The following is a 25,590-nucleotide window of genomic DNA, read 5'->3' as shown; positions in this document are numbered from 1 at the left end:
CCGGGGCTCGTTTGGGAATTGGTATCAAGGTCGCCTCCAGCAGGACGAGAAGACCGATTCAGTTAGTAACAGTGCGATGGTTTGATTTGACCCTCGACGCATCTATTGCCATTGCAGACGGGTTCTTTCGTACGGCTCTTGACAAATATACAAACCAGGATGGCGTGAAACCAGAGCGAGCCGTCAGAGGTTGGATTGGGTGAAGGAAGCCCCGCTACCTAGAAGTCATTTCAAAAATGCATTCTTAGCCAACGATGTCATTCCCGCACGTTTCAGGCGGCCTGCCCGCCATCAAAGTTCCGTTGTGGCAGGCGGGGAAGCCAGTCTGCGCAGTCTAGACTCCCGACAAATGCATTCGGGAGTGACAGGCGTTTTTGAGATACGTATTAGTCAGAATCGCTACAAGGTCTTTACCGGTCCTCGCAGTGAAGGCCTCAACAGTCTAGTCCCAGACTCGACGAGACCCCAAGAGGCCCGGAGCGTCGAACTTGGCCCTTTCGACAGATAGTTGGATCTTTTCGTGAAGCTCCTAGGCAAAGACAAAACGACTATGGTGCGACTTTTGACGAGGGCATTCAGAGACGTGTGTGCGAGATGAGGTTTGTTTTGGACTCACGTTATCAAGCGACGCGAGCTATGTTTGCGCTCAAAATGAAAATCCCGCCCTAAGGCGGGATCTGATAATGTTTGTTACCCGGAGCGGAGAGGGAGGGATTCGAACCCTCGATAAGAGTTACCCCCTATGCAGGTTTAGCAAACCTGTGCCTTCAGCCACTCGGCCACCTCTCCAGGTGTCGTGCAGCGAAAAATGTCGAACCAAACTGCATTGATAAGATATTGAAAAACCGTGTAGGAAGCAATCTGAAAACAAAAAGCCCGCCGACAAAAAACCGGCGGGCTCAATCCTGCACTTAGAACAAGACCTTATCCTCAGATCGTCGCCTCCTTAGAGAGTTCTCGTCTGACTTGCTGGTCAGATTATACTTCGTACCACGAGCACAGTGACCACGAGGCCGACAAACAGCTCCGCCATTTGAATGTATTGTTTCACCGTCTGGCGGACCATGTGCTTGCCGCAAATCTCGCAGAATGTGACATTGGCAGCGGTCAGATTGTAGCAATGCGGACAGGATCTTCGCCTCACGTTGCCAGAATCCACCACGACCACCTGTTGTGCAAGTGCGATCGTCAGAAACCCGATTGCAGGCGTCAAAACGATCGAATACCAAAACCCCAGCCAGAATCCGTGCCCCTTCTTCCTGTTCCAAAGCGCCAGGACAAGAGCTGAAACTGCATAAACAAAGAACAGCGTAAGTGTATTCATGCTCTCCCCCCCCTTGTGGCTAGTCATTTGTTACGAGAACGATAACCCATTGCGTGTACTGCCCCCAGACATGCCACGGGCGTCTCGTCATCATAGTACGTCGATTGCTATGCCACTTGTGTGATATAGATCGCACAGATCGTGAGTATGCTCCCGATCACAAAGGCAGGAGTGATGGTATAGTTGAGGAAAATAAGCGAAAGGATGGTGGCGAATACTGGTTGAGCATTCGTAAACACGGCAACTTTGCTTGCTTCAATCCGGCTCAGAGCGTGGTACCACAAGAGATAGCCGATGATGGACGTTCCGATGGCGAGATAGAGCACTCCGCCCCAATGGAGTTCATTGAGTTCACCGAACGGAAACCGCAACGTGCTTACCAGTCCGATGGGAGCGAACATCACCGCCCCACAGATCATCATCGCTGAGGTCGTACGCAGTGCTCCGTATTTTACGATCATATTCTTGCCCATGACGGTAAAAAGAGTCCAGGCCAACACAGCGATGAGGATCATAAGATTGCCGAACGCATACCCCGACGAAAAGTCTATCCCTCTTTCAAAAATCACGATGGAAATACCGACGAATGCGAGCAGGATTCCAAGGGTCTTCCGCGGGCTCGTTTTCTCCCGATGTGTATAGAGGGAAAACAGAAGGACAAACACCGGTGTTGCCGCGTAGAGTAGGGCGCCGTTTGCCGCCGTCGAGAACTTCATCCCGTACAAATAGAGAAACTGGTTCAAGGCGACGCCGACAAAACCAAGGAAAGCCATCTGCTTCCAATCACCCCGTTCTATACGAAGCGGGCCCGACCGGATACGCACAATGATCCACAGCCCCGCTGCGGCAATCATAGTCCTCATGAAAGTAAGCGTTGCGGCATCGATCTCCCCCACCACCGCCTTGGCTACGATATGCGTTCCTCCCGCGATGATTTGCTGAAAGACCAGCAGGATATAGACGTTCACTCGTTTCATTGTTCTCGACCGTCAATGTACGGCTCGATACAGTCAAAACCAACGCGAAACGGATACGCATAGCCTCTGTTCGCCATCCTCATACATCCTTCTTGCCTCCGGCAGAAATCAACGTTACATTCTTCATGGAAATGCCCTGCTCATAAGCTGCACGTCAGGGTTTGGAACTGCGATTGCAGATTGACTTACGATTTCATCTTCTCCAAGAGTCCTTATGAAACCGACTCACCGCGTATTCCTTGTAGACGGCAACGCAATTGCATACCGGTCATATTATGCGTTCATCCAGCGTCCACTGACCAACGCCAAGGGACAGAATACGAGCGCCGTGTACGGCTTTGTCACGTTCTTGAACCGTATCCTTTCACAGGAATCTCCCGATTACATCGCCGTGGTCTTCGACACGGGCGCGCCGACCTTCCGTCACAAAGAATACAAGGAGTACAAGGCGACCCGGCAGAAGATGCCCGAAGACCTTTTCTCGCAGCTGGCGATGATCAAGGATGTCGTCAACGCATACAGGATCCCCGTTCTGGAAATGGATGGCTTCGAGGCGGACGACATCATCGGTACCCTTGCGAGGCGGGCAGAAAGCGATGGAGCGCTCTCCTTTCTCGTGACTCCCGACAAAGACTTCATGCAGCTGATCTCCAAAACTACAAAAATGTATAAACCGGGACGTCAGGGGAACGATGTTGAAATCGTGGATATCGAAGCGGTGAAACAGAAATTCGGCGTTGCGCCGGACAAGGTCATCGAGGTCCTCGGCCTCATCGGCGATACATCGGACAATATCCCAGGTGTCCCCGGCGTCGGCGAAAAGACAGCCATTCCTCTTATTCAGAAGTATGGGTCGATCGAGAATCTTTACAGGAACCTTGAAAAGATCGAACAGAATGGGCTCCGCCAGAAACTCGAGACGAACAAGGAACTCGCGTTCCTGTCGAGAAAGCTCGTCACCATAGACACAGACGTGCCGCTGAGAATCGATTTCCATTCCCTTAAGGCAGCCGACCCGGATTTTCAGGTGCTCAAGGCCTTGTTTGCTGAATTGGATTTCCGTTCACTGCTCCAGTCGGTCCCCAAGTCATCAGCTCCGAAGCCACTGCCCCCACAAGATCTCGATTTCCCTCCACCCGCGGAATCGCTGGCGGACATCAATTCAGACGAACATACGTACACGCTGATCACGGACCTTAAGGCGTTGAAACAGCTCTGCGCCCGCCTCAAGAAAGCGAAACAGTTTGTCTTCGACACAGAGACAACGTCTACGGACTCGCTCAACGCCGAGCTTGTTGGAATTTCGTTCGCCGCTCAGCCGCGGGAGGCATTCTACGTAGCCGTGCGCTCGGCCACCGCCGCATCGCAATCGGATCTATTCGGAAAGTCACAGCCGGCGCTGGAAGAACAAGGACTGTCGCTCGAGCAGACGATCGAGTGTCTCAAACCGCTCATGGAAGATCCGCGGGTGAGGAAGATCGGGCACAATATCAAGTACGATGTGCTCGTTCTCTCGCAATTCGGCATCTGGACGCAGGGCGTTGAGTTCGATACGATGATTGCCAGCTATATCTTGAGGGCGGACGGGCGTCATAACCTGGACGCGCTCGCCAAGGAACATCTTCAGTATAAGAAAGTCTCATTCGGTGATTTGACCGGATCGGGCAAAGATCAGAAGCCTATCCGGGAGGTTGACCTTCGCGCGGTGTGCAATTACTCCTGTGAAGATGCAGATATGACGCTCCGTCTCTACGAGCTCCTGCGTGCGAAATTGACCGAACAGGGAATGATGAAGCTCTGCTCTGAGATGGAATTTCGGCTGATACCGGTACTCTCAGCCATGGAGTCTGCAGGAATTTCGATTGATGTCGAGTATCTGAGGAAGATGTCGGCAGAACTTGACGTGCTTCTTAAATCGCTGATAAAGGAAATTCACAAGCACGCTGGAATCGAATTCAACATCAATTCCACCCAGCAGCTGGGCGAAATCCTCTTCAACAAACTCAAACTCCCGACGCAGAAGAAGACCAAGACAGGCTTTTCGACAGACGTCGGAGTGCTCGAATCGTTGAGGCATGAGCACCCCATCATCGTGCAGCTCCTCGAATACCGCCAGCTTTCCAAGCTGAAATCGACCTATGTCGACGCGCTCCCCGCCCTTATCAATCCTCGCACGGGAAGAGTCCACACGTCCTTCAACCAGACCATCGCCGCAACAGGCCGGCTTTCCAGCAGCGATCCGAATCTCCAGAACATTCCAATCCGTTCGGAGATCGGGCGCTCGATCAGAAAAGCGTTCGTGCCCGGGAACAAGAACGATCTCATCCTCTCTGCAGACTACTCTCAAATCGAGCTGAGGGTGATGGCCCACATCTCAGGAGACGAAGGGCTGAGCACGGCATTCAGAAACAAAGAAGACATTCACTCTTCCACGGCGGCGAAAGTGTTCGGCGTGGAACAGAAAGATGTTTCAAAGGATATGCGAAGGAAAGCGAAGGAAGTCAATTTTGGCATCATGTACGGCATCGGGCCATTCGGACTCGCGAACCGCCTGGAGATTTCTCAATCTGAAGCGAAGGAGATCATTGCCCGCTACTTCGAACGGTTCCCGAAGGTCAAGCAATACATCAATGATACTATCGCCTCCGCACGCACCAGCGGATATGTTGAGACGTTGATGGGACGACGAAGGTTTATGCCCGACATCAACAGCAGCAACCAGAACATCAGGCAGAATGCCGAACGGCAGGCAATCAACATGCCCATCCAGGGGACCGCGGCAGACATGATCAAGCTGGCGATGATCCACATCAGCGAAGCGTTCAATGCGAACGAGCTGGCATCACGGATGCTGATTCAGGTACACGATGAACTGGTGTTTGAGGTGAAGAAGAAGGAAGAAAAAGAAGTTCGGTCTCTTGTAACTAAGCACATGCTGGATTCGTTGAAGCTTAGCGTTCCCCTCGAAATCGAGATCGGCGTTGGGCAAAACTGGCTCGAGGCACATTAGCCCCCCTGCACCTTCCCCTCCCGCAACCTTCCGAAGGTTGCCTCGCGAAACCAGGTTACCTTCGGAAGGTTAGCTTGCCCGCCCCTAGTCCACCGTAACCAGCCCCGCCGTTTTCAAGGTCTCAAGATAGTTCAGGACTTCCTGGAGATCTGCTCTCCGGTCAGACTGAGTATCGAGCATGTTTTTGATATCGAGAACCGAGTTCCTTCCGTTGATCAGAAGCTGCATTTCAGAACGGTCGAACCTCGCCCCCTCCCCGCGCTGACCCCGCCCTCCCTGTGGGCGCGGGAGGAACTCACGATACCCTCCGTATCCGTTTGCTTTCACTTTCTCGGTCGGCTTCGGAAACACTTTCGAGGCCTTCTTCTCCGTTGCGGAGAGTTCAATCTTCACCGATTCTATTTTCAGTGCCTCAGCTGTGGCTCTCATGTGCCTTTCGAGGAGGTCCATTTGAGTCCTGACGAGCTGATCAACGGACTTCTTGGACGAAGCGATATACTCACCGACCTTCTTCTTGTCGACCGCCAGTTGCAGGACTGTCTCAAGTGTATTCTTCTCGTTTGTCGCCGCTGCATCGACATATGCACGGGATGACTTGTATGCCGCCGGCAGCGATTCCATTGTCGCCTTGTTGAGTTCTTCGAGCCCGCGCACTGTCTGGTGTGCCAGACGTGACGCAGCGTTGGTGGTGATTTCGCCTGCGATCTTGATCGCAAGCATGTCGTCCGCCGTGGCGATTGTGTAGGCACTCGCAGCCCCGATCACAGCGACACGCTTCAGTTGCGTAGGATCGGCTTTGTCCACATGATCGCCGGAGGTATGATACCACTGATCCGGCCACGCGATCATCATGATTCCCGGCACCTGCACGCCCCAATCGTTGAATACCTCGTGGTCCGATGCCCCGTAGTGCGTTTCGATGCTGTACGTGAACGGCTCGTCTGCACCCGTCGGGGCAACGATGCGATGTGTCACCGGGAACGCGTTCGAACGGTTCTGCAGATGCTCCTGGTTTCCCTCTCCAACGAAGCGGAAGTAGTTCTCCATCACGTCATTGACATAATGCGGATTACCGTACGTGGTTCGCATCAGGCACATATACGACTTGTTCTTGCTGAGCCATTCACCCACCATGTCCATGTTGATGTCGCACAGCGTTTTCTTCATCAGCTCTTTGTTTGCTTTCACCCATGGTCCCGTTCCCGAGAATTCCGGACCCCACAGGAATCGGATCGTACGTTTTGGCGGCGGGATACGCCCTTCCTTGATCAGCGTGTTGAGAGTGCGGGCAATCTCCAGAATCGCTGCGCATCCGGAGATATCATCGTTTCCACCCTGCTTCACATATCCCTCGTGAATGTGGGCGGAGAATATGACTTCGCCGGCGTTCGGATCAGTGCCAGGGATATAGCACGTGAGATCCTGAATTTCATACTTGCGCGTTTCCGCCACGACGTTTGCCCGGACGGAGATCTTCTCGCCGGCGAGCAGCCGCTTCTTGAGAAACTCGCCATCCCGAGGCGTCAGCTGGAATGCGAATTTCGCCGGCCGCTTGTTCTCCTGATCCCCGCGGATACCTCCAAACGGTATTTGAGTCGCATCGAAATAGGGACGCTGAGAAAACATCGAAATGACGCCGGCTGCACCGGAATCCATACACGCAATCTGATGGACAGACGACGCGGGCCCTTCCGTGACGACGATCTTGTTCTTCACATCCCTGCCTGCAAAATCCTCACGCCGGCCAAGGCCGACCCACACGAGTTCCGCTGTGACATCTGTCGTCACACTTCCCTGTGCGAGCATCGCAGCCATATCCACATAGGAGGCAAGCTTCTGGCGCATCGGAGAAACTTCCCACAACTCTCCCTTCACCGCATCCCATGTCTCCCCACCGGGAAACCGTACAAGTTCCACGCCCGGAAGATTGTACTCCTTCATCTTCTCCAGGAAGTACTTCGTTTCATAAAAGGTCGTTTCATATTCCGACGCTGACCTGTCTTTGTCATACCCTCCCGTTTCCATGATGAAGTGCCACGCGTTTTCTCCGGATGTCTCACCGATGATCTCGTTCATGACCCGCTCGGGCAGAAAAGTCCATTGAAGCCACGGCGTCATCTGTGCATTTGCTCCGATGGTCATGAGCAACAAGAGAGTAAGTACCGCCAGGGATTTATTCATCGGGACACTCCTTCAGGATTGGGAATCGGTGCTGTAGCTGGTTCTGATAATCACGGTCAGCGAGTGCTGTGAGAACCGTTGAATGGAGAATAGCACTTTCCGTCTGAAAAAGCAAAAGTCCCGGCACCGGGCCGGGACTTTGCTGATGCACGACGATGGTCAACAGTCGAAGATCAGACTTCCATAATCTCCTTCTCCTTTATGGCGAGGAGGTTGTCGATATCCTTGATGTGCTTGTCTGTAAGTTTCTGAGATTCCTGTTCGCCCCGCTTCCGCTCATCTTCCGAGAAGTGCTCCGCCTTTTCCGATTTCTTCAGATGCTCGATTGCGTCCCTCCGCACATTCCGAACGGCGATTTTCCCGTCTTCACCGAACTTCTTCACGAGCTTGACGAGTTCTCGCCGTCGCTCTTCATTCAAGGCGGGAATCGGCACCCGGAGTATGTTCCCGTCGTTGACAGGATTCAGGCCGAGATTCGCTGCCAGAATTGCCTTGTCGATAACACCGAGCATGTTCTTTTCCCAGGCCTGGACCGAGATCGTGTGGACGTCAGGGGTGCTGACGTTGGCAACCTGGTTGAGAGGCACCATGCTGCCGTAGTAGTCTACTTTGATACCGTCAAGAAGCGCCGTGGTCGCTTTGCCAGTCCGCACTTTCACAAGTTCTTCGCGCACAACTTCCACTGCCTTCTTCATCCGGTCTTCTGCATTCTTCAGGATATCCTTTACCATAGGGGGCTCGCTATTCGTTTATGATGAGGATTGCCGGAGTGGATTAGTGACCCGTTTCAGTTTTCCACAAACACCTTCGAACCTACGTTTTCACCCAAGATAATTCTGCGCAGGTTCCCGGGCGTGTTCATGTTGAAGATGATGATCGGAAGCTTATTCTCCTTGCACAACGTGATTGCCGTCAGATCCATGACGCGGAGGTCCTTTTTCAGAACGTCAAGGTAACTGATCTCAGGGATCCGTATCGCAGCCGCGTTTTTCTCCGGATCGCTGTCATAGACGCCATCGACTCTCGTCCCCTTCAAGATCACATCGGCTTCGATTTCGATGGCCCGAAGGGCCGCGGCGGTGTCTGTTGTAAAGTACGGATTTCCCGTTCCTGCTGCAAAGATAACAATTCTTCCCTTCTCGAGGTGCCGGATTGCGCGACGGCGGATGAACGGTTCAGCGATTCTTTCCATATTGATCGCTGTTTGGCACCGGGTATAGAGACCGTGTTTTTCGAGGGCATTCTGCAGAGCGAGGGCGTTGATGACCGTCGCGAGCATCCCCATGTGATCGCCGGTAACCTTGTCGATTCCGTCGGCCGAATTATCGATACCCCGGTAAATATTGCCGCCACCAATGACGATGCCAATTTCGACGCCGAGTTCCTTGATTCCTCGAATTTCCTCCGCAAAATCACTCACGACATTGGAGTCAATGCCATAGTCGCGGCTCCCCATCAGGGATTCGCCGCTGAGTTTCAGGAGAACGCGTTTGTATCGTGCTTTTTCCATGCTCCCTCGAGGACGAAAAAAATCCCGAATCGCTTCGGGATTTATGAGACAGTCTATTTAGAAGATTCACCAAGGTGAAAGCGTGTAAATCGACGGACGCCGATCTTCTCGCCTACCTTGCCCGTTGCATCGGACAGGAGGTCCTTGATCGTCTTGCCAGAATCCTTAATGAAGCTTTGCTCCAGAAGGCACACCTCCTGGTAGAATTTCTCCACCCTGCCCTCGGCAATCTTCTCTGCGATCTCGGGCCGCTTACCCTCATTGACCGCCTGGGCCTTGTAGATCTCTATTTCCTTCTGTAGCGTCGCCTCGTCGACATCTTCCCTGCTGACAAAGACCGGACTCATCGCCGCGATCTGCATGGCGATGTCGTGAGCCAATTGCCTGAACTCGGGCGTCTTTGCAACGAAATCGGTTTCGCAGTTCAATTCGATCATTGCGCCGATGCGTCCGCCTGCGTGTATGTACGCTTCGATGACTCCCTGGTTTGCTTCTCTCTCTGCACGCTTTGCAGCAACGGCCGCGCCCTTCTTCCGGAGATAGTCGGTCGCTTGTTCGATGTCACCATTTGACGCTTCGAGCGCACGCTTGCAATCCATCATGCCCGCGCCGGTTTTGTCACGTAGGGACTTCACTATTTCAGATGATATTACAGCCATATTCAAGAAACTCCTTCTTTAATGAGCTTTCTCAGAAGCTTCGGATTTCTCAGATGCCTCCTTGTTTTCTGCACCACGCGCCATTGCTTCGTCAGCCTGGCGGGAGGCAACTCTCTGGCTGCCTTCGATGACGGCCTCTGCAATCGCCCGCGCGATACACTGAACAGATTTCAATGCGTCATCGTTGGCGGGGATCGGGTAATCCACAAGGTCAGGGTCGACGTTTGTATCAACGATTGCGACAATTGGTATCCCGAGACGTCGGGCTTCCTTCACCGCGATCGCTTCCTTCTTCACATCCACGACAAACACCAGACCAGGCAGCCGCGACATCTCAACGACACCTGAGAGAATGTTCTGGAGCTTTTCACGTTCGCGATCGAGGAACAGTCTTTCCTTTTTGGTGATCTTCTCGAACGTGCCGTCACTTTCCATTTTCTCGATATTCGTGAGGCGCTTGACGCTCTTGCGAATGGTCTGAAAGTTTGTCAGCATGCCGCCCAGCCACCGTTGGGTGACATAGAATGATCCGCAGCGCTTCGCCTCCTCCTGCACAACGTCCTTTGCCTGCTGCTTCGTGGCAACAAACAGGGGTTTCCGGTTTTGCGAAACGATATTGGACACGGCATTGCATGCCGCTTCCAGCATTTCCTGCGTCTTTTTCAGATCGATGACATGAATCCCATTGCGCTCCATGAAGATGTAGGGCTTCATCTTGGGATTCCAACGGCGGGTGATGTGCACGAAGTGGGCACCAGCTTGCAGCAGTGCGTCGAGTTCTACACGGGGCATAAGTGATCCTTTTGAGTTAGTTCTGCTATTCCCGTCATCTCCTTACGGAATCCCGGCAGTCTATGAGACTGTCGAGACACTCCCGCTTGGATCGGAGAATATGATTGATGAAAAACTTCGATTAACGCTTTGAGAACTGGAACCGCTTACGGGCCTTCTTCTGTCCGTATTTTTTCCGTTCCACCATGCGGGGATCTCGTGTCAGCAATCCTGCATTCCGCAGGTTCTGCCGGTGATCCTCATCGAGCGACACGAGCGATCGGGCGATGCCGAGCTTGATTGCTCCGGCCTGACCGGTTGATCCGCCCCCTGCCACTCTGACTTTCGCGTCGTAGCGTCCCTGCGTGGATGTCGCGATGAAAGGCTTCAGAACATCTTCGCGCAGAACAGCGATCGGGAAGTACTTCTCGAGATCTTTGTTGTTGACAGTAACTTTGCCGGATCCGTCCGTGAGCTTCACGCGAGCAACGGCAGTTTTCCGACGACCGACAGTGATGATAGATGGCATTGATGTCCTTCTAAGAAAATAGATAGTTACAGTGGTAAATTCTCAGGCATTTGGGCGCTGTGCGGATGCTCAGGTCCAACGTACACTTTCAGCTTCTTGATCATCCTGCGTCCCAGGCGGTTATGCGGCAGCATGCCTTTCACGGCATGCTCGAGAATCATATGCGGTTTCGTCTTCATAACATCTACAATCGACTCGAACCGCGCTCCGCCAGGATATTGTGTATTGTGATAGTACTGCTTCAGCTCCTGGCGCTTGCCCGTTACAACCACCTTCTCAGCGTTGATGACAACAACGAAATCACCAAGATCGGCATTTGTCGTGAATGTCGGCTTGTGCTTCCCGCGAATTATGTGCGCGATCTTGGAAGCGATGCGACCCAATGTCTTTCCGCTTGCATCGACAATGAACCACTTCTGCTCGACATCTTCTTGTGTAAAGAACTTGGTCCTTGATGACAATTCCACACTAACCTCCGGATCAAAAGAATAGAACTCAGCTTCGTTTTCAAGTTTACAAATATAGCGCTCTTTGGCCGGAAAGTCAAACGTTTTCTGGCACTCCCACTCGGGCGAACGATGGAAGGCGAGGTTCTGAAGGAAATCTCGAGTGGACTGTGAACGAAGGGCTTATACCTGCTGTTCTGCGTGGTAGGAACTGCGGACAAGTGGTCCCGACTCAACGTGCCTGAATCCGATCTCAAGGCCGAATTCCTTGAGCATTTTGAACTCGTCCGGGTGTGCATAGCGCTCCACCGGCAAATGTTCATGCGTCGGCTGAAGGTACTGCCCGAGCGTGAGGATATCGCAGTTCGTCTTTCGGACATCTCGCATGACCTCAACGACCTCTTCCGTCCTCTCCCCGATCCCCAGCATGAGCCCGGTTTTTGTCACCATTCCACGTTTCTTTGAGCGGTCAAGCACCTCTAGTGACTGCTGGTAGTTCGCCTGGGGACGCACCGTACGATAAAGGCGGGGAACCGTCTCGAGGTTATGGTTCAGAATGTCCGGACGCGCATCGAGGACGATTTTGAGGGCCTCTTCACTGCCTTTGAAGTCCGGGATCAACACTTCGACCGTTGTTCCAGTCGCTTCTGCATGGATCAACCGAATCGTCTCGGCAAAAATCGGAGCGCCTCCATCCGCCCTCTCATCCCTGTTCACCGAGGTTATCACGGCATGCCGCACACCCATCAACTTCACGGCGTCGGCGACCCTGCGTGGTTCGTCCCAATCCAGGCCGTAGTCCGGTCGGCCGGTCTTTACCGCGCAAAACCCGCACGATCGGGTACATATATCACCCAGGATCATAAACGTTGCAGTCCCGGAATGCCAGCATTCGCCCATGTTCGGACAGCGCGCTTCCTCACAGACCGTGTGAAGCCGGTGTCCATCGATGATGTTCTTCAGCTTCGCGTATCCCTCTCCGCCCGGAATCTTCGCCTTCAACCACTCAGGACGGCGCGGACGGTCGGGTTCTCTCTTGCCTGCGGGAATTTCCTCGAAAATCTGCGCCACTTAAGAAGTCCTCGTAAAATCGTACTGTTCGAGATTCGAAACCACCTTGGCGAGGAATTGTCCGCCAAGAGCGCCGTCGATGATGCGATGGTCGAAGGCGAGAGTCAGGTACGCCATCGACCGGATGGCTATCGTGTCATTCCCCTGAGCATCCGTCAGCACCATCGGCCGTTTCTTGATCGCCCCGATACCCAGGATCGCCACCTGGGGCTGGTTGATAATCGGCGTACCGATGATATTGCCGAAGACGCCGTAGTTCGTCACGGTGAATGTCCCTCCCTGGATTTCATCAGGCATCAACCGCTTGGTCCGCGTCCGGACCGCGAGATCGTTGATGGCCCGCGCGAGCCCCAGGAAATTTTTCCCTTCAGCGTTTTTGATGACAGGGACAATCAGTCCCGTTGGAGACGCGACGGCGATTCCGAAGTTGATCGACTTCTTCAGGATGATCTTGTCCCCTTCCAAGGAACTGTTGACAAGCGGAAACGCTTTCAATGCCTGGATCGCGGCGTCAACAATGAAGGGCATGAAGGTGAGTTTAAACCCTTCTTGAGTCTCGAACTGCGCAGCATTCTTCGATCTAAAATCGACGATGCGCGAACAATCACATTCCGAAATGGCTTCCACATGCGGAGAAGTCTGCACGCTTCGGACCATGTGCTCTGCCATCTTCATCTGCACATTGTCCATCTGCACAACTTCGAATTGCGGAGGCGGATATTTTGCCTGAAGCTCCTTGATATCAACGCGTGCAAGCGGGGCCTGGACAAATGGGCCGGATCTTCCAGTCCGGTTCCTGAGATAGTCTCCCAGGTCGTGCTTGGTGACGCGGCCAGATAGTCCGGTCCCCTGCACCCGATCCAGCTCCGCAATGCTCACTCCTTCTTTCCGCGCGATTGAACGGACCAGCGGTGAATAGAACCGTTCCCCCTCGCGCTTCTGCTCCTTCCTTTCCCATCCCGCAATCACGGGTGCGGTAGCGGGCAGCGGGGTTGCGTCCACGGTCGCTGGTTTCGAAGAAACCGCCGTCGTTTGCTCGATCTTTAGGGCACCCGCGTCGGTCTCGATCACGGCGATGATCTTCCCGACCTCGACTGTCTCTCCCTCTGGCACAAGGATTCTCGAGAGGAATCCGGCGGACGGAGAAGGGATTTCCGCGTCGACTTTGTCCGTGCTGATCTCCAGCATGGACTCGTCCTGCTCGATCTTGTCGCCGGGCTTTTTCATCCAGCGAAGGATCTTCCCTTCCTGAATACTCTCCCCCATCTTCGGCATGACAACTTCCACAAGCATCAGCGGGCTCCTTTAATATGCGGCCAATTCTTCGAGCGCTGCCAGGATCTTCCCTTCGCTCGGAAGCATAGCGTTCTCGAGGGGAGGGCTGTACGGTACCGGAGTATCGAGAGCGCCGATCCGTTTCACCGGCGCATCGAGATATTCGAAACAGTGTTGCGCGATCAGCGCTGCGATCTCGGCGCCGAATCCGGCAGTGATCGTATCTTCATGCGCGACGAGCACCTTTCCCGTCTTTTTCACGGACGTGTAGATCGCATCGATGTCGAGAGGATTGATCGTACGCAAATCGATCACCTCGACGCTCACTCCGCGTTCTTCCATCTTGCGGGCGGCTTCAAGAGATTTGTGAACCAGCGCTCCGTACGTAATAACACTGATATCGCTTCCCGGTCTCTTCACCGACGCTATGCCGAAGGGTAACACGAAGTTTTCGTCTGGTTCAAGCGAGGAAGCATATCCCTGCCGGTACAATCCCTTGTGCTCCATGAAAATCACGGGATCATCTCCACGGATGGCCGCTTTCAGCAATCCTTTGGCATCGGCTGCGTTGGAGGGAAATGCGAGACGAATTCCCGGGACGTGTGCCAAAATGCTCTCAAGGCACTGGCTGTGGTAGTGCCCTCCATGAATGTATCCGCCGACCGGCACGCGAATGACGAACGGACATGTCCAACCGTTGTTTGACCGGTACCGGAACATGGAGATCTCATCGCGGATCTGCATGAAGGCCGGCCAGATGTAGTCTCCGAACTGAATCTCCGGCACCGGTGTCCACCCTTTCATGGCGAGGCCTGTCGCGATCCCAACGATGCTCGCTTCAGCAAGCGGCGAATTGAACGCGCGGGACGCACCAAACTGCGTTGAGATTCCTTTTGTCGCCGTAAAAACTCCCCCCTTGCCGTCTGCGACATCCTCTCCGAAGATGATCATTTTCGGATTGCGGGCCATCTCCTCTTTCAACGCATGATTGATCGCATCAACCAATACGACTTTCAGCCCTGTGTGTATCGGCTCCACGAAATCTTTTGGCGGATTTGCATGCGCATCACCGTACACAAAATGCTCAACCGTCGAGGGATCGGGTAATGGCCGTGATTCAGCCCAGCGCGCCGCCGCTTCGACCGCTTCTTTCGCTTCAGCCTGAATGCCAAGAGCTTCGTCGCCGGTGATGATCCCTTCTTCCATCAGAAATTGCGTCATGATCGGAATCGGATCTTTGGCTTTGTCGCTCTCGACGTCTTCTCTGGTTCTGTACTTGAGCTGGTCGTCCGAGGAAGAATGAGGCAGGAGACGCACGACATTGGCCCTGATAAGAGCGGGTCCTCCCCCCGATCGGGCCCTCGCCACAGCTTTCTCCATAGCGTTGAACACTTGACCAAAATTCGAGCCATCAACATCGAATCGTTCAAGCCCCTTGAACCCTCCCACAACTTCATACACTGATCCACCTGCGGTCTGGTGTTTGACCGGCACAGAGATAGCGTACCTGTTGTCCTGCACAAAGAAGATCACAGGGTATGCATCCCGTGCTGCCCAGTTTACCGCCTCAAAGAATTCTCCTTCGCTCGTGGCCCCCTCGCCGGACGAGACATACACGACTTCATCCGTCTGTTCTTTCTTGCATGCCATCGCAACTCCGACAGCCTGAAGATATTGTGTTCCTGTTGGACTTGACTGCGTCGGGATCCGGATATCGGGGCGACCGTAGTGCCCCTGCGGCTGACGCCCCCCCGTGGTCGGATCTTCGGCCCTGTGAAGAGAGGAAAGAAAAATGTCTTCGAGGGTCATGCCCATGTGCAGAGCAAACGCCATGTCACGGTAGTACGGGAAGCCCCAATCGTATTTGGGGCGGAGAGCTGCGGCTGCAGCGACCTGAGCCGCTTCGTGACCTGAACCGCCGATGTGAAAGAAGCACTTTCCCTGCTTGAGCATGATGAGGATCTTCTCATCTGCGCGGCGGGCAATCAGCATGGTGCGATATGCCCGCAGGAGTTCTTCCTTCGAGAGCTTCATTGCACTCGACCCTGCAACACGAACACGTGTCTGGGTAGACGGCATGTATTCAATGTCTCCTCTCGCGGGGATGAGGCCGCTCCGTAGCGGCTATTCCTGCGATGACTGAACATGGAGTGATTCAATCCGTTGCCGGAGCACTTCGGCACTTACTTCTACGGGCGTACAACCAAAAACGGAACAAAAAGATTCCGTCAGCCTTGCTTCGACATCTTCCACGCGAAGTTCTTTCCCCAAGAGCCGCTGCATGGATGTCACCCCTTTGTGAAAGATCCCGCACGGGATGATGCGTTCAAACTTCTGAAGATCGGTATTCACGTTGAGTGCGAATCCATGCATGGTCACCCAACGGCTTACCTTGACACCCATCGCGGCAATCTTCTCTCCTTTAACCCAAACTCCGGTCATACCTTCTTCCCGCTCTCCCCTGATGCCGTATCCGTCGAGGAGTCTGATGAGGACATCCTCGAGACATCTCAGGTACTTGTGAATATCGGGAGAGTAATGGTTGAGATCGAGAATCGGATAGCCAACGACTTGACCGGGGCCGTGGTAGGTGATATCGCCCCCGCGATCAATCCGGAAAACTTCTGTGCCGTCCTTGCTGAGTTCTTCCGCGGAAGCAAGAAGGTGGTTGGAGTCCCCCCCCTTGCCTATGGTATAGACGTGTTCATGTTCCGTGAATAACAGAACATCATCGATGAGGCCTTGAAGACGCAGATCAAAAAGCCGGCGCTGAAAGTCCCATGTATCGGCATAGCGAGTCCGGCCAAGATTACTGACAACGATCTGCATTCTTCCTCAGATTGTGGGTCTCTTTAGAGATGGATTGCCTGGCCAAAAGCGTCACCGGCGGCTTCCATGATCGCCTCCGACAATGTCGGATGGGCATGCATCGTCCGTTGTATTTCCTCGTTTGTGCTTTCAAGCGCTCTCGCAAGCACAAGTTCAGCAATCAACTCGGTTGCCTCTGCCCCCATGATGTGGGCACCGAGCAACTCTCCGTATTTTTCGTCAAAGATCAGTTTGACAGTTCCTTCGGTGGCCCCTATCGCCATCGCTTTGCCCAGCGGCCGATACGGGAATCGACCAACCTTGATCTTATGTCCGGCGGCAAGGGCCGACTCTTCGGTCATACCGACGCTTGCGACCTGCGGCTGGCAATATGTGCAGCTTGGGATATTCGAACGATCGAATCCATGCAGTGACTTGCCGGCGAAGTGTTCAACCGCGACGATGCCCTGATGAGAAGCTGCGTGGGCGAGCCACGGGGGACCCGACACGTCCCCGATCGCATAGATCCCGTCGACGCTTGTTTTTCCGAATTTGTCCACCACGATGGCAGCCCTGTCGACTTTCACGCCGAGGGCTTCAAGTCCCAGATTCTCCACGTTTCCCTGCACACCGACCGCCATCAGAGCGATCTCCCCTTTCACGTCGGATGTCCCTTCCTTTGTACTGACCTTCAGGCTCACGTCATCGCCGACGACAACCGATTCGACTTTCGCATTCGTAAGAATCTCGATCCCTTGCCTTTTCAGGCTGGACTCGAGGAGTTTCGTAATCTCCCTGTCTTCTTTCGGCAAAATCGAGGGCAGCATCTCGATGATGGTGACCTTCGTCCCGAACGTATTGTAGAAATAGGCGAACTCAACGCCGATAGCTCCTCCGCCGATCACGAGCAAGGACTTCGGGAGCGCCGGAAGCGTCATCGCTTCGGTGCTTGTGATGATTTTCTTTCTGTCGATCGTCGCGCCGGGCAGGGACCTCGGTCGCCCGCCAGTGGCCACGATCGTGAATTTCGTCTTGATCACATCGACAACCTTGCCGTCCTTCGTCACTTCAATCGAGTTTTTCGCAGTAAGCTTCGCCGTGCCGCTCACGACTTCGATCTTGTTCTTCTTCATCAGGTATTCCACACCTTTGGAGATGCGGTCAGCGACGTCCCTGCTGCGCTTGACAATCTTGCCGAAATCGAAGGTGAGATCCTTGTACGAAAACCCAAACTCCTCTGCCTTCTTGAAGGACTGATACATTTCGGCGCTTTTGAGAAGGGCCTTCGAGGGAATGCATCCCCAGTTGAGACAAATACCTCCGAGTTTGTCGCGCTCCACGATACAAACCTTCATCCCAAGCTGTGCAGCCCTGATTGCGGCCACATAACCACCCGGCCCGGCACCAATGACAGTGACGTCAAACTGTTTTTCTGGCATGGAAATCCTTTCGAGGTTAAGCGGGAACCGTGAGCGGAGGTTGCTCTCCCGGGAATCACAATGAGATCTGGAACTAAACCTGCGGCGAACGATTTCAATATAGCCATAACTCGAAAAAAAGGCAACCGACCCCCACCGCGCTCCCCGGGAACCCGAACGAGGCGAGATCCGGCGAACCTGCAAACACCCTCAAAGGGACAGATTGGAATTGATTCTTTTTCACAATTACCGTACTATGATGCAAAATCTAGTGCGGGATGACTGAGAAAGAACAGCGAGTTCTCGTTTCAAATCGGAAAGCGCGGCACGACTATTTCATCCTCGACACGTTGGAAGCCGGACTTGTGCTCAAAGGGACGGAGGTCAAGTCTCTGCGGGCGGGAAATGCCAATCTGCAGGACAGTCACGCTCTCATCAAGAACGGAGAAATGTGGCTCCTCGGGATGCATATCAGCCCGTATGCGCAGGCAAGTTTTGAAAAACACGACCCGCGGCGCACCCGCAAGCTTTTGGTGAGCAAGCGCGAAATCAGACGGTTGCTCGGACGAGTGCAGGAAAAGGGTTTGACGATCATCCCGCTGTCCGTGTATTTCAAAGGCCCGTACGCAAAAGTCGAGCTGGCGATTGCGCAGGGGAAAAAGAGCTACGACAAACGTGAAACGCTGAAACAACGCGACGCCAAGCGCGACATCGCACAGCGGCTTCGAAGACCAAACTAACTGGAGAATCACGAAGGAATTGTTTCCTCCCATCCAAGAACAGATGGACCTCATCAGGCGAGGCGCTTCAGAGATCATCCCCGAGGACGATCTTGTCAGGAAGCTTGAGAGATCCATCAAGACAAACAGACCCCTCCGCGTGAAACTCGGCTGCGATCCCAGCCGACCCGATCTCCACCTCGGTCATTCGGTAGTCCTTCGCAAATTGCGTCAGTTCCAGGATCTCGGCCACCAGGCGATCCTGATCATTGGTGATTTCACCGGCATGATCGGCGATCCGTCGGGTCGCAACAAGACGCGTCCGTCCTTGACGATCGAAGAAACCCGGCTCAATGGTCAATCGTACTTCGAGCAGGCAACCAAAGTCCTGGCCTCACAGCGTGTACGGATGGAATACAATTCCGAGTGGCTTGGGAAAATGAGTTTTTCGGATGTGGTGACTCTTGCAGGAAAGTACACCGTGGCCCGGATGCTGGAGCGCGATGACTTCACGCAGCGATACAAATCGGGCGAACCCATCGGCGTGCACGAATTCCTCTACCCTCTTGCCCAAGCGATGGATTCTGTTGCAATCGAATCGGATGTTGAACTTGGCGGGACCGATCAGAAATTCAATTTGCTGGTGGGACGCGACATCCAGCGGGAATACGGACTGGACCCGCAGGTCATCCTGACGACTCCCCTGCTTGTCGGAACGGATGGCGTGGAAAAGATGAGCAAGTCGTACGACAACTATATCGGGATCAGCGAATCGCCGCGCGAGATGTACGGGAAGACTTTGCGCATCCCTGATACGCTCATCTACTCCTACTACGAACTTGCAACGGATGTCCCAAACACGGAGTTGGCAGAGATTAAGAGCCAACTCGAAGATCCCGGATTGAATCCCAGGGATTTGAAACGAAAGCTCGCCCGGACTATTGTCACGTTGTACCACGCCGCCGACGAGGCCCGTAACGCCGAGGCTGAATTCGACAGGATTTTCATCGACAAGGATGTCCCGGATGTCATCGAGGAGTTCGCGTTGAGCGATGGGAGCACCGAGACAACCGTGGTCGGCATGCTGGCTCTTTCCAAACTCGCTTCGTCAAAGAGCGAGGCGCGGCGGCTGATCGAGCAAGGCGGCGTCTCCATCAATGGAGAACGGATCACGGACCTCAACGCCGGCATACCGCCAATCAAAGAGTTCATCGTCAAAGTGGGTAAGAGAAAGTTTCTGAAAATCGTGCAGAAGTAAACCAAAATCATCTCACGGAAAGGCGTCAGGCCGCGGGAAGAAGGGGTATGGATCGCCTCGCATTCGCAGCGACTTTGCGTGAGTATTCTCGGTTCAAGCGTTGTTTGCATCTACTATAATTCTTTAAGAGGGAGATGAGGAAGTGTTCGTACCAACTAAGATGTTCTTCACCAAAGGGGTCGGCCGGCATAAAGACTATCTGCAATCATTCGAGCTTGCCCTGAGAGATGCCGGCATCGAGAAATGCAACCTCGTCACCGTCTCGAGCATTTATCCGCCGAATTGCAAGCGCATTCCAAAGGAAGAGGGGCTGAAGTTCCTCGAGCCGGGCGCCATCACGTTTTGCGTCATGGCGCGCAACGCCACCAACGAACCGAATCGCCTCGTCGCGTCCGCAATCGGCGTCGCGCAGCCCGCTGACCAGAACCTTTACGGATATCTTTCCGAGCATCATCCGTTCGGCGAGACGGATGAACGTGCCGGCGAATATGCCGAGGATCTGGCAGCCACCATGCTCGCCTCGACACTCGGATTGGAGTTCGATCCGAACACGGCCTGGGACGAGCGGGAAAAAATGTTCAAGATGTCGGGAAAAATCGTTCGAACCTTCAACGTCACGCAATCTGCTGAAGGCGACAAGAAGGGAATCTGGACGACGGTTATAGCAGTGGCGGTTCTCCTGCCGTAACGATTCTTCAAGCATCTCAAGAAGAAGGGGCTGTCTCAGCGATGAGGCGGCCCCTGTTTGTTTCCCAACTCACTTCATCGTTCGAGATTCGATTGTTCGAATATTGAATTACGAAGTTTGTTTCCCCGCCAAACCCTCGATCAGCAGCACGAATTCCCCCTTCCTCTCCTCTTTCGCGAATTGCTTGTAGAGCTCCGGCGCAGTGCCGTGGAACACCTTTTCGGTGGGAAGTGTCAGGTCAAAAGCGACACAGATTCGACGTGAAGGACCGATGACATCGGCAATGTCCCGCACGAGCTGAACCAGTCTGTACGGGGCATCCATGAGCACGATGGTGCGGGATTCGCGCTTCAGCTGCTGCAACTCCACGATGCGTCGATTGCGTTTGGGAGACAGGAATCCTTCGAAGAGAAACTCTCGGATGGAAAAACCGGATACAATCAGGGCAGGCATGAGCGACGAAGCGCCGGGTATCGGTACGACAGAAATTCCCAACCGAATCGCCCTGTCGACAAGGACCTGGCCCGGATCTGAAAACACGGGCGTCCCGGCGTCAGAGACCAGCGCGACAGAGATTCCGCTTTGGATGCGATCGAGGATAACCTGCGACGCAGCCGCTTCGTTGTGCTCGTTGAGGCTTTCGACGGGCTTCTCGATTCCGTAATGCCTGAGGAGCCGCGATCCCTCCTTTCGCTCTTCGTACACAACGAGATCAACTTCTTTCAACACACGAAGAGCTCGCAGCGTGATATCTTCCCAATTGCCAATCGGCGTTGCGACGAGGTACAGTGTTCCTGCCATGGGGAATCACTTACCCGGTGGAGTATGGTAGACGCCAGGAGGCATGCCCTTTCGCATCGCTTCCCATTCTTTGACGAAGGTGATCATCAAGGCCGTCGTCGGCACTGCAATGAGTAATCCGAGGAAACCCAGGAAGTAGAAGAATACGAGGATCGAGAAAATCACGAGCAGGGGATGCAGTCCGATTTTACTTCCGACGATGCGCGGGGAGAGGTACATCGTCTCGAAAATGCGCAATGACTCGATCGAGAGGATTGCAAACAGGACTTTCGGCAACACCGGGGGATCGCTGAACATCGACACGAGAGCGGCGAGCGCCATAGTAATGATGAGCCCGAAGTACGGAATAAGGTCCAGAATCGCGGCGACAACACCGATCATCAGCGCATACTTGATGCCGACGATCGAGAAAATCGTTGCGATGATAACGCCCTGCAGCAAAGCCACCGTCACCGCTCCGCGGAGATACAGACCAATGACATCATCTGCTGTCTTCAGGTAGGATTCCACGCGGTCTCTGTACCGTTGAGCAAAGAGCATCGTGAAGCGATGACGGATCTTCGGCAAGTCAGACAGCAAGTAGAATGTGAGAAACGGGACGAGGACGACATAGAAAATCTGCGTGACGAGGTTGCCGATGCTGCTCGCCAGCATTAACATGCCGCGCACGAGGTTCTTGAGGATATCCTCCAGTTTTGGCGTGAACTGGCTCGTGATCGTGTTCCGCACTTCATCTCCCGAGACGCCGTATTTCTCAAGAGCTCTTACCATACTGCTATTCCAAACAAATGTGTTGAAATCGACAATTAGTTTTGAGAGTGAATCGAGAATGCCCTCAACCTGCGTCAACACCACCGGAAGCACGAGGAAGAAGAAGAGCACGATCAAGCCGAGAAGAATCAGGATGAGAATCATCGAGGTGACCCAGCGAGGGACACCCCATTTTTCGAAGCGCTCAACGATCGGGTTCATCACATAGGCAAGCACAAGTGAGACCGCGAACGGAGCAAGCAGCGATGATATCGAGGAGACGAACCAGATACTGAAGAGAATTACACTCAACCACATTATTTTCTTGGCAAGGCTGTATCCACGCAGGGGATACAGAAGGAACAGGATTGCGCCAAGAAGAAGGAATGGTGACAGGACAGATTGAATGGAATAAATCAGAACCAACAGGAGCAGAATAGCTCCGATAAGGAGAACAATTTCGATACGACCGAGAGACTGAAACAACGAATCCCAGTGCGTGTCGAGCGCATCGACCTGTGGTTCAACACCTGGACGCAACCTCTGTGGACGCCTCTTGGCACTCATGATCTCTCCCCCTTGGACGACGAAACACCAGTGTGGCCAAATCCCCCGCCGCCGCGAGCAGTCTCATCCAGCGACTGCACTTCGTCCCACTCGACCCTGGCGTATTTCTGAACAATCATCTGCGCGATACGATCACCACGCCGGACGGTGAACGGTTGTTTTCCGAAATTCGTGAGCACGATCTTCACTTCGCCGCGGTAGTCCGAGTCAATCGTCCCGGGCGAGTTCAGGATCCCAATCTGGTGTTTGATGGCGAGACCGCTGCGAGGACGTACCTGTGCCTCGTACCCCTCGGGAAGCTGAACGCTGATCCCGGTTGGGACAAGAATGGTCTCGGCAGGATTGATACAAACATCGGCCTCGACATTTGCAACAAGGTCCATCCCCGCTGAACCTGATGTTGCATATGCCGGGAGCGGAAGGTCATGTTCCCCCTGACCAACGCGGCTAATGCGAACTTTGATGTGTTCTGACAAGTAGGTCTATCACTCTCCGGAAGGTTTCTGTGAAATAAATATATGCAAGAGTGAAAAGATAAGCAAACCACCTGAAATGACGAGCCCCGGTGCGGCATTGCGCATCGGGGCCCCGTCCTCAAAAAAGGCTCTCTTGTACTCGCTTAGCGTCTTGGCTCTGGAAGTTGCTTTTCCTTCTGCAATCGTTCGCGCTGACGCTCGCGTTTGTCCATCTCGTTCATAAGGGAATCCAGCTTCGACATCTTGCGCTCCTTTCCCTGGACAGCACGACCGCGCGATCTTGGATCTCCCTTGAATACCTCAAAGCCTCCTCCGTTGACCGACTTCCCAATCCGTACCGCGATACTATCCATGTCGAGGTTGAAGAAGAAGGAACTGTCGTCCCCTCCGAGTTGCATATTGAATCCTGCACCTGGCTGTTGACCATGTCTCCCAACCTGCTCTGACATACGAGGCCTCACCCACGGATCCCTGGGCATTGCGGGCATACCCTCCCATCCCGTGCTGACCTGAATGCTGAATGAATCCGAATCCCCGGATATCCGCACATGAGGTGCCGGCGGACGTTGTTGCATACTCACCGCCATCTCGCGCTCCGCCATCCGTCGTATCAAACTGTTTACGTGCACCCCTACAGTCCTCTGTCTTTCCACCATCGCTCCGGTGTGACGGCGCAAACTGTCAAGATCAATCTCGAGTCGCGAGACGAGAACCGTATCGGGCGAAAAGACCACGAACTGCGCCATCCCTTCAGGAGTCCTCATCGTATGATAGATGCGCTCGGCGGATTCCGGTCCACGCCGTCCGCCAGCCAGCATATACGTCGACTTCCTGGAATGCAGGAATTGTTCGAACTTCACACGCTGATCGGGTTCCAGGGCCGCAGCAATACCGGAAAGCATGACCCGGTTCAATCGCGAGAGTTCTGGATTGACGGCCATCGCTTTGTCCTCGGCCACCAGGATCGAACCTTCGAGCTTCACCCGGCCGAGGTCGAGCAAAGAATCAATAATCTGGAGCTGTACATGGCTCGGTTGCACCTCATCGACAAAATCCTGCACCGTCACCGTAGGTGTCTTCCGCTCCCTCTTCTTATCAACATCGATCGTGTAGCCGCGGGCAGAGTCTTCATTTACGCGCATTTCCGTTTCCGCCTTCGCATCGAGAGGAAGCGTACCAAACATGGCAAATTGCAGCGCCTGGTTCTTGTCGATATGCGTGAAGAGGGGCATCAATGAGCCCTTGAGGACATTATCCTCGACTGCCTTCTGCACCCGCTCCGATTGCCTGCTGACGTATTCAATCAGCCTGGAGCGCTGCTGGAACATCAGAACACCAAGAACGAGCACAACAATCGCACCGCTGATGGCAACAGCCGGCACATACTTCCGCGGAAATGGGAGGAGATTGTCCTCTTCCCTCTTCCTTCGTTCGAGCTCTGTGGAAAACCGGCTCCAGAAGCCGTAGGACGGCGGAAGCTGTCGCTTCGATGTCAGCAGGCTCTTCAATGCCCTGAGTTCTTCAAATTCCTTCCGGGCTTCGGAATCCTGCGACAGGATGGTTTCCACATCGTGTATCTGTCGCTCATCGAGCTCTCCGTCAAGATAACCGGAAAGCAGCTGAGACAGTTCGGTCTTTGTCTGAGGTTTCATCTTAGATTCTCTCCTTCAGCAAAGGCTCAAGAACTTTTCTCAGCATCGCGCGGGCGCGCGACAGTCTTGACTTCACTGTACCAATTTCGCATTCCATAATCTCCGCAATTTCTTCATAGGATAGTCCGTCGATGTCTTTCAGAATGACGGCGATACGATACTTCTCCGGCAACGTCTTCAATCCGGCGGCGAGCAACTCCTGCGGCTCATTGTCATGCTGCTCAACAACAATCTTCGATCCCAATTCCTTGTCCGACGACTCCAGCATGGTTTGAAGCGAGAACCAACGCCGAACCTTTCTTTTCCTAAGCTCATCCCTGCTCTTATTGACGGCGATGCGATACAGCCACGTGTAAAAGGATGACTGGAACCGGAACTGTGACAGAGCTTCGTACGCTTTGATGAACACTTCCTGGGACAGATCATCGACCACTTGCTGGTCGTGGAAAATGGAATAGACCAGATTCCTGATTCGTTCCTGGTAACGCTCGACCAAAATGCGATAGGCACCCTGCTCTCCCTGATGCACAAGGGTGATCAGCACTTCGTCGCTTTTTGCTTTCAGTGGTGCTTCAGCCGGCTGCGCCAGCGTTTGATAGGCCATCGGCTGCTTTATGTGTCCGGATTCAGTCATATAGACGTATCGAAATCCCTTCGTGTTCCTTCTTACGTTGTCCCTCTAGGGTCCTTCGTATACAGT

23 protein-coding genes and 1 tRNA gene are annotated in these 25,590 nt (G+C 53.8%); 4 read left to right on the top strand and 20 right to left on the bottom strand.

Annotated features, from left to right (window positions below; genetic code table 11):
• Positions 1–700: 700 nt before the first annotated feature.
• The 3 genes from NTU47_07390 to NTU47_07380 form a co-directional block, all read right to left on the bottom strand.
• Positions 701–789 (bottom strand) — tRNA-Ser (locus tag NTU47_07390).
• A 184-nt stretch (positions 790–973) separates the two neighbouring features.
• Complete coding sequence (locus NTU47_07385; GenBank protein ID MCX6133620.1) at positions 974–1,324, bottom strand: hypothetical protein; 351 nt, start codon at positions 1,322–1,324, stop codon at positions 974–976.
• Positions 1,325–1,431: 107 nt separating this feature from the next.
• Positions 1,432–2,301: an EamA family transporter gene (locus NTU47_07380; GenBank protein MCX6133619.1), complete on the bottom strand. Its 870-nt coding sequence runs from the start codon at positions 2,299–2,301 to the stop codon at positions 1,432–1,434.
• A gap of 214 nt (positions 2,302–2,515) precedes the next feature.
• On the opposite strand from NTU47_07380, the gene polA reads away from it, so the two are divergent.
• Positions 2,516–5,311, top strand: coding sequence for a DNA polymerase I (polA, locus tag NTU47_07375; GenBank protein MCX6133618.1), 2,796 nt, complete (start codon positions 2,516–2,518; stop codon positions 5,309–5,311).
• Between the two features lie 84 nt (positions 5,312–5,395).
• Here the strand turns inward: polA and NTU47_07370 are convergent, their stop codons facing one another.
• The 12 genes from NTU47_07370 to lpdA form a co-directional block, all read right to left on the bottom strand.
• A complete protein-coding gene (locus NTU47_07370) occupies positions 5,396–7,492 on the bottom strand; it encodes a M28 family peptidase (GenBank protein MCX6133617.1) in 2,097 nt (698 codons plus the stop codon).
• A 173-nt stretch (positions 7,493–7,665) separates the two neighbouring features.
• Entirely contained in the window at positions 7,666–8,223 is a 558-nt protein-coding gene (gene frr, locus NTU47_07365) for a ribosome recycling factor (protein MCX6133616.1), read from the bottom strand.
• 56 nt (positions 8,224–8,279) lie between these two features.
• Positions 8,280–9,002 carry a UMP kinase gene (pyrH, locus tag NTU47_07360; protein ID MCX6133615.1) on the bottom strand — a complete coding sequence of 241 codons (723 nt, stop codon included), beginning with the start codon at positions 9,000–9,002 and terminating at the stop codon, positions 8,280–8,282.
• A gap of 53 nt (positions 9,003–9,055) precedes the next feature.
• Positions 9,056–9,661 carry a translation elongation factor Ts gene (tsf, locus tag NTU47_07355; protein MCX6133614.1) on the bottom strand — a complete coding sequence of 202 codons (606 nt, stop codon included), beginning with the start codon at positions 9,659–9,661 and terminating at the stop codon, positions 9,056–9,058.
• A gap of 18 nt (positions 9,662–9,679) precedes the next feature.
• Positions 9,680–10,453, bottom strand: coding sequence for a 30S ribosomal protein S2 (gene rpsB, locus NTU47_07350; protein ID MCX6133613.1), 774 nt, complete (start codon positions 10,451–10,453; stop codon positions 9,680–9,682).
• Between the two features lie 121 nt (positions 10,454–10,574).
• Positions 10,575–10,961 (bottom strand): 30S ribosomal protein S9, encoded by a 387-nt coding sequence (rpsI, locus tag NTU47_07345; protein MCX6133612.1) that lies wholly within the window; start codon positions 10,959–10,961, stop codon positions 10,575–10,577.
• A gap of 26 nt (positions 10,962–10,987) precedes the next feature.
• Positions 10,988–11,422, bottom strand: a complete 435-nt coding sequence (gene rplM, locus NTU47_07340; protein ID MCX6133611.1) for a 50S ribosomal protein L13 — start codon at positions 11,420–11,422, stop codon at positions 10,988–10,990.
• A 168-nt stretch (positions 11,423–11,590) separates the two neighbouring features.
• Positions 11,591–12,478 carry a lipoyl synthase gene (gene lipA, locus NTU47_07335; GenBank protein ID MCX6133610.1) on the bottom strand — a complete coding sequence of 296 codons (888 nt, stop codon included), beginning with the start codon at positions 12,476–12,478 and terminating at the stop codon, positions 11,591–11,593.
• Positions 12,479–13,771 carry a dihydrolipoamide acetyltransferase family protein gene (locus NTU47_07330; protein ID MCX6133609.1) on the bottom strand — a complete coding sequence of 431 codons (1,293 nt, stop codon included), beginning with the start codon at positions 13,769–13,771 and terminating at the stop codon, positions 12,479–12,481.
• A gap of 12 nt (positions 13,772–13,783) precedes the next feature.
• On the bottom strand, positions 13,784–15,787 hold the full coding sequence (locus tag NTU47_07325; protein ID MCX6133608.1) for a dehydrogenase E1 component subunit alpha/beta: 2,004 nt from the start codon (positions 15,785–15,787) through the stop codon (positions 13,784–13,786).
• A gap of 90 nt (positions 15,788–15,877) precedes the next feature.
• Positions 15,878–16,582, bottom strand: a complete 705-nt coding sequence (gene lipB, locus NTU47_07320; protein ID MCX6133607.1) for a lipoyl(octanoyl) transferase LipB — start codon at positions 16,580–16,582, stop codon at positions 15,878–15,880.
• A gap of 23 nt (positions 16,583–16,605) precedes the next feature.
• Complete coding sequence (gene lpdA, locus NTU47_07315) at positions 16,606–18,000, bottom strand: dihydrolipoyl dehydrogenase (GenBank protein MCX6133606.1); 1,395 nt, start codon at positions 17,998–18,000, stop codon at positions 16,606–16,608.
• Between the two features lie 257 nt (positions 18,001–18,257).
• On the opposite strand from lpdA, the gene smpB reads away from it, so the two are divergent.
• The 3 genes from smpB (at position 18,258) to NTU47_07300 (ending at position 20,644) form a co-directional block, all read left to right on the top strand.
• A complete protein-coding gene (smpB, locus tag NTU47_07310; protein ID MCX6133605.1) occupies positions 18,258–18,719 on the top strand; it encodes an SsrA-binding protein SmpB in 462 nt (153 codons plus the stop codon).
• Positions 18,720–18,762: 43 nt separating this feature from the next.
• Positions 18,763–19,956, top strand: a complete 1,194-nt coding sequence (tyrS, locus tag NTU47_07305; GenBank protein MCX6133604.1) for a tyrosine--tRNA ligase — start codon at positions 18,763–18,765, stop codon at positions 19,954–19,956.
• A 142-nt stretch (positions 19,957–20,098) separates the two neighbouring features.
• Entirely contained in the window at positions 20,099–20,644 is a 546-nt protein-coding gene (locus NTU47_07300; protein ID MCX6133603.1) for an arginine decarboxylase, pyruvoyl-dependent, read from the top strand.
• 108 nt (positions 20,645–20,752) lie between these two features.
• Here the strand turns inward: NTU47_07300 and rsmI are convergent, their stop codons facing one another.
• From rsmI to NTU47_07275, 5 genes are all read right to left on the bottom strand, one after another.
• On the bottom strand, positions 20,753–21,445 hold the full coding sequence (gene rsmI / locus NTU47_07295) for a 16S rRNA (cytidine(1402)-2'-O)-methyltransferase (GenBank protein ID MCX6133602.1): 693 nt from the start codon (positions 21,443–21,445) through the stop codon (positions 20,753–20,755).
• Between the two features lie 6 nt (positions 21,446–21,451).
• Positions 21,452–22,762, bottom strand: a complete 1,311-nt coding sequence (locus NTU47_07290; protein ID MCX6133601.1) for an AI-2E family transporter — start codon at positions 22,760–22,762, stop codon at positions 21,452–21,454.
• On the bottom strand, positions 22,759–23,238 hold the full coding sequence (gene dut / locus NTU47_07285) for a dUTP diphosphatase (protein ID MCX6133600.1): 480 nt from the start codon (positions 23,236–23,238) through the stop codon (positions 22,759–22,761). The genes NTU47_07290 and dut overlap by 4 nt, the downstream gene beginning before the upstream one ends.
• Positions 23,239–23,381: 143 nt before the next feature.
• Positions 23,382–24,890: a hypothetical protein gene (locus tag NTU47_07280; GenBank protein MCX6133599.1), complete on the bottom strand. Its 1,509-nt coding sequence runs from the start codon at positions 24,888–24,890 to the stop codon at positions 23,382–23,384.
• Position 24,891: 1 nt separating this feature from the next.
• On the bottom strand, positions 24,892–25,494 hold the full coding sequence (locus NTU47_07275; GenBank protein ID MCX6133598.1) for a sigma-70 family RNA polymerase sigma factor: 603 nt from the start codon (positions 25,492–25,494) through the stop codon (positions 24,892–24,894).
• Between the last annotated feature and the right edge of the window lie 96 nt (positions 25,495–25,590).

It is taken from the genome of Ignavibacteriales bacterium, assembly GCA_026390595.1.
Lineage (GTDB): Bacteria > Bacteroidota > Ignavibacteria > UBA10030 > UBA10030 > UBA9647.
The sequence above is the reverse complement of the archived record's forward strand: the minus strand, read 5'-3'. Positions and strand labels throughout refer to the sequence as shown.

Excerpts from the sequence above, each read along its gene's own strand:
- pyrH (MCX6133615.1), bottom strand. The coding sequence starts at position 9,002 with ATGGAAAAAGCACGATACAAACGCGTTCTCCTGAAACTCAGCGGCGAA.
- tsf (MCX6133614.1), bottom strand. The coding sequence starts at position 9,661 with ATGGCTGTAATATCATCTGAAATAGTGAAGTCCCTACGTGACAAAACC.
- rpsI (MCX6133612.1), bottom strand. The coding sequence starts at position 10,961 with ATGCCATCTATCATCACTGTCGGTCGTCGGAAAACTGCCGTTGCTCGC.
- NTU47_07330 (MCX6133609.1), bottom strand. The coding sequence starts at position 13,771 with ATGCTTGTGGAAGTTGTCATGCCGAAGATGGGGGAGAGTATTCAGGAA.
- NTU47_07380 (MCX6133619.1), bottom strand. The coding sequence starts at position 2,301 with ATGAAACGAGTGAACGTCTATATCCTGCTGGTCTTTCAGCAAATCATC.
- lpdA (MCX6133606.1), bottom strand. The coding sequence starts at position 18,000 with ATGCCAGAAAAACAGTTTGACGTCACTGTCATTGGTGCCGGGCCGGGT.
- smpB (MCX6133605.1), top strand. The coding sequence starts at position 18,258 with ATGACTGAGAAAGAACAGCGAGTTCTCGTTTCAAATCGGAAAGCGCGG.
- frr (MCX6133616.1), bottom strand. The coding sequence starts at position 8,223 with ATGGTAAAGGATATCCTGAAGAATGCAGAAGACCGGATGAAGAAGGCA.
- NTU47_07280 (MCX6133599.1), bottom strand. The coding sequence starts at position 24,890 with ATGAAACCTCAGACAAAGACCGAACTGTCTCAGCTGCTTTCCGGTTAT.
- NTU47_07290 (MCX6133601.1), bottom strand. The coding sequence starts at position 22,762 with ATGAGTGCCAAGAGGCGTCCACAGAGGTTGCGTCCAGGTGTTGAACCA.
- lipB (MCX6133607.1), bottom strand. The coding sequence starts at position 16,582 with ATGCAGATCGTTGTCAGTAATCTTGGCCGGACTCGCTATGCCGATACA.
- tyrS (MCX6133604.1), top strand. The coding sequence starts at position 18,763 with ATGGACCTCATCAGGCGAGGCGCTTCAGAGATCATCCCCGAGGACGAT.
- rpsB (MCX6133613.1), bottom strand. The coding sequence starts at position 10,453 with ATGCCCCGTGTAGAACTCGACGCACTGCTGCAAGCTGGTGCCCACTTC.
- NTU47_07370 (MCX6133617.1), bottom strand. The coding sequence starts at position 7,492 with ATGAATAAATCCCTGGCGGTACTTACTCTCTTGTTGCTCATGACCATC.
- rsmI (MCX6133602.1), bottom strand. The coding sequence starts at position 21,445 with ATGGCAGGAACACTGTACCTCGTCGCAACGCCGATTGGCAATTGGGAA.
- NTU47_07325 (MCX6133608.1), bottom strand. The coding sequence starts at position 15,787 with ATGAAGCTCTCGAAGGAAGAACTCCTGCGGGCATATCGCACCATGCTG.
- polA (MCX6133618.1), top strand. The coding sequence starts at position 2,516 with ATGAAACCGACTCACCGCGTATTCCTTGTAGACGGCAACGCAATTGCA.
- NTU47_07385 (MCX6133620.1), bottom strand. The coding sequence starts at position 1,324 with ATGAATACACTTACGCTGTTCTTTGTTTATGCAGTTTCAGCTCTTGTC.
- NTU47_07275 (MCX6133598.1), bottom strand. The coding sequence starts at position 25,494 with ATGGCCTATCAAACGCTGGCGCAGCCGGCTGAAGCACCACTGAAAGCA.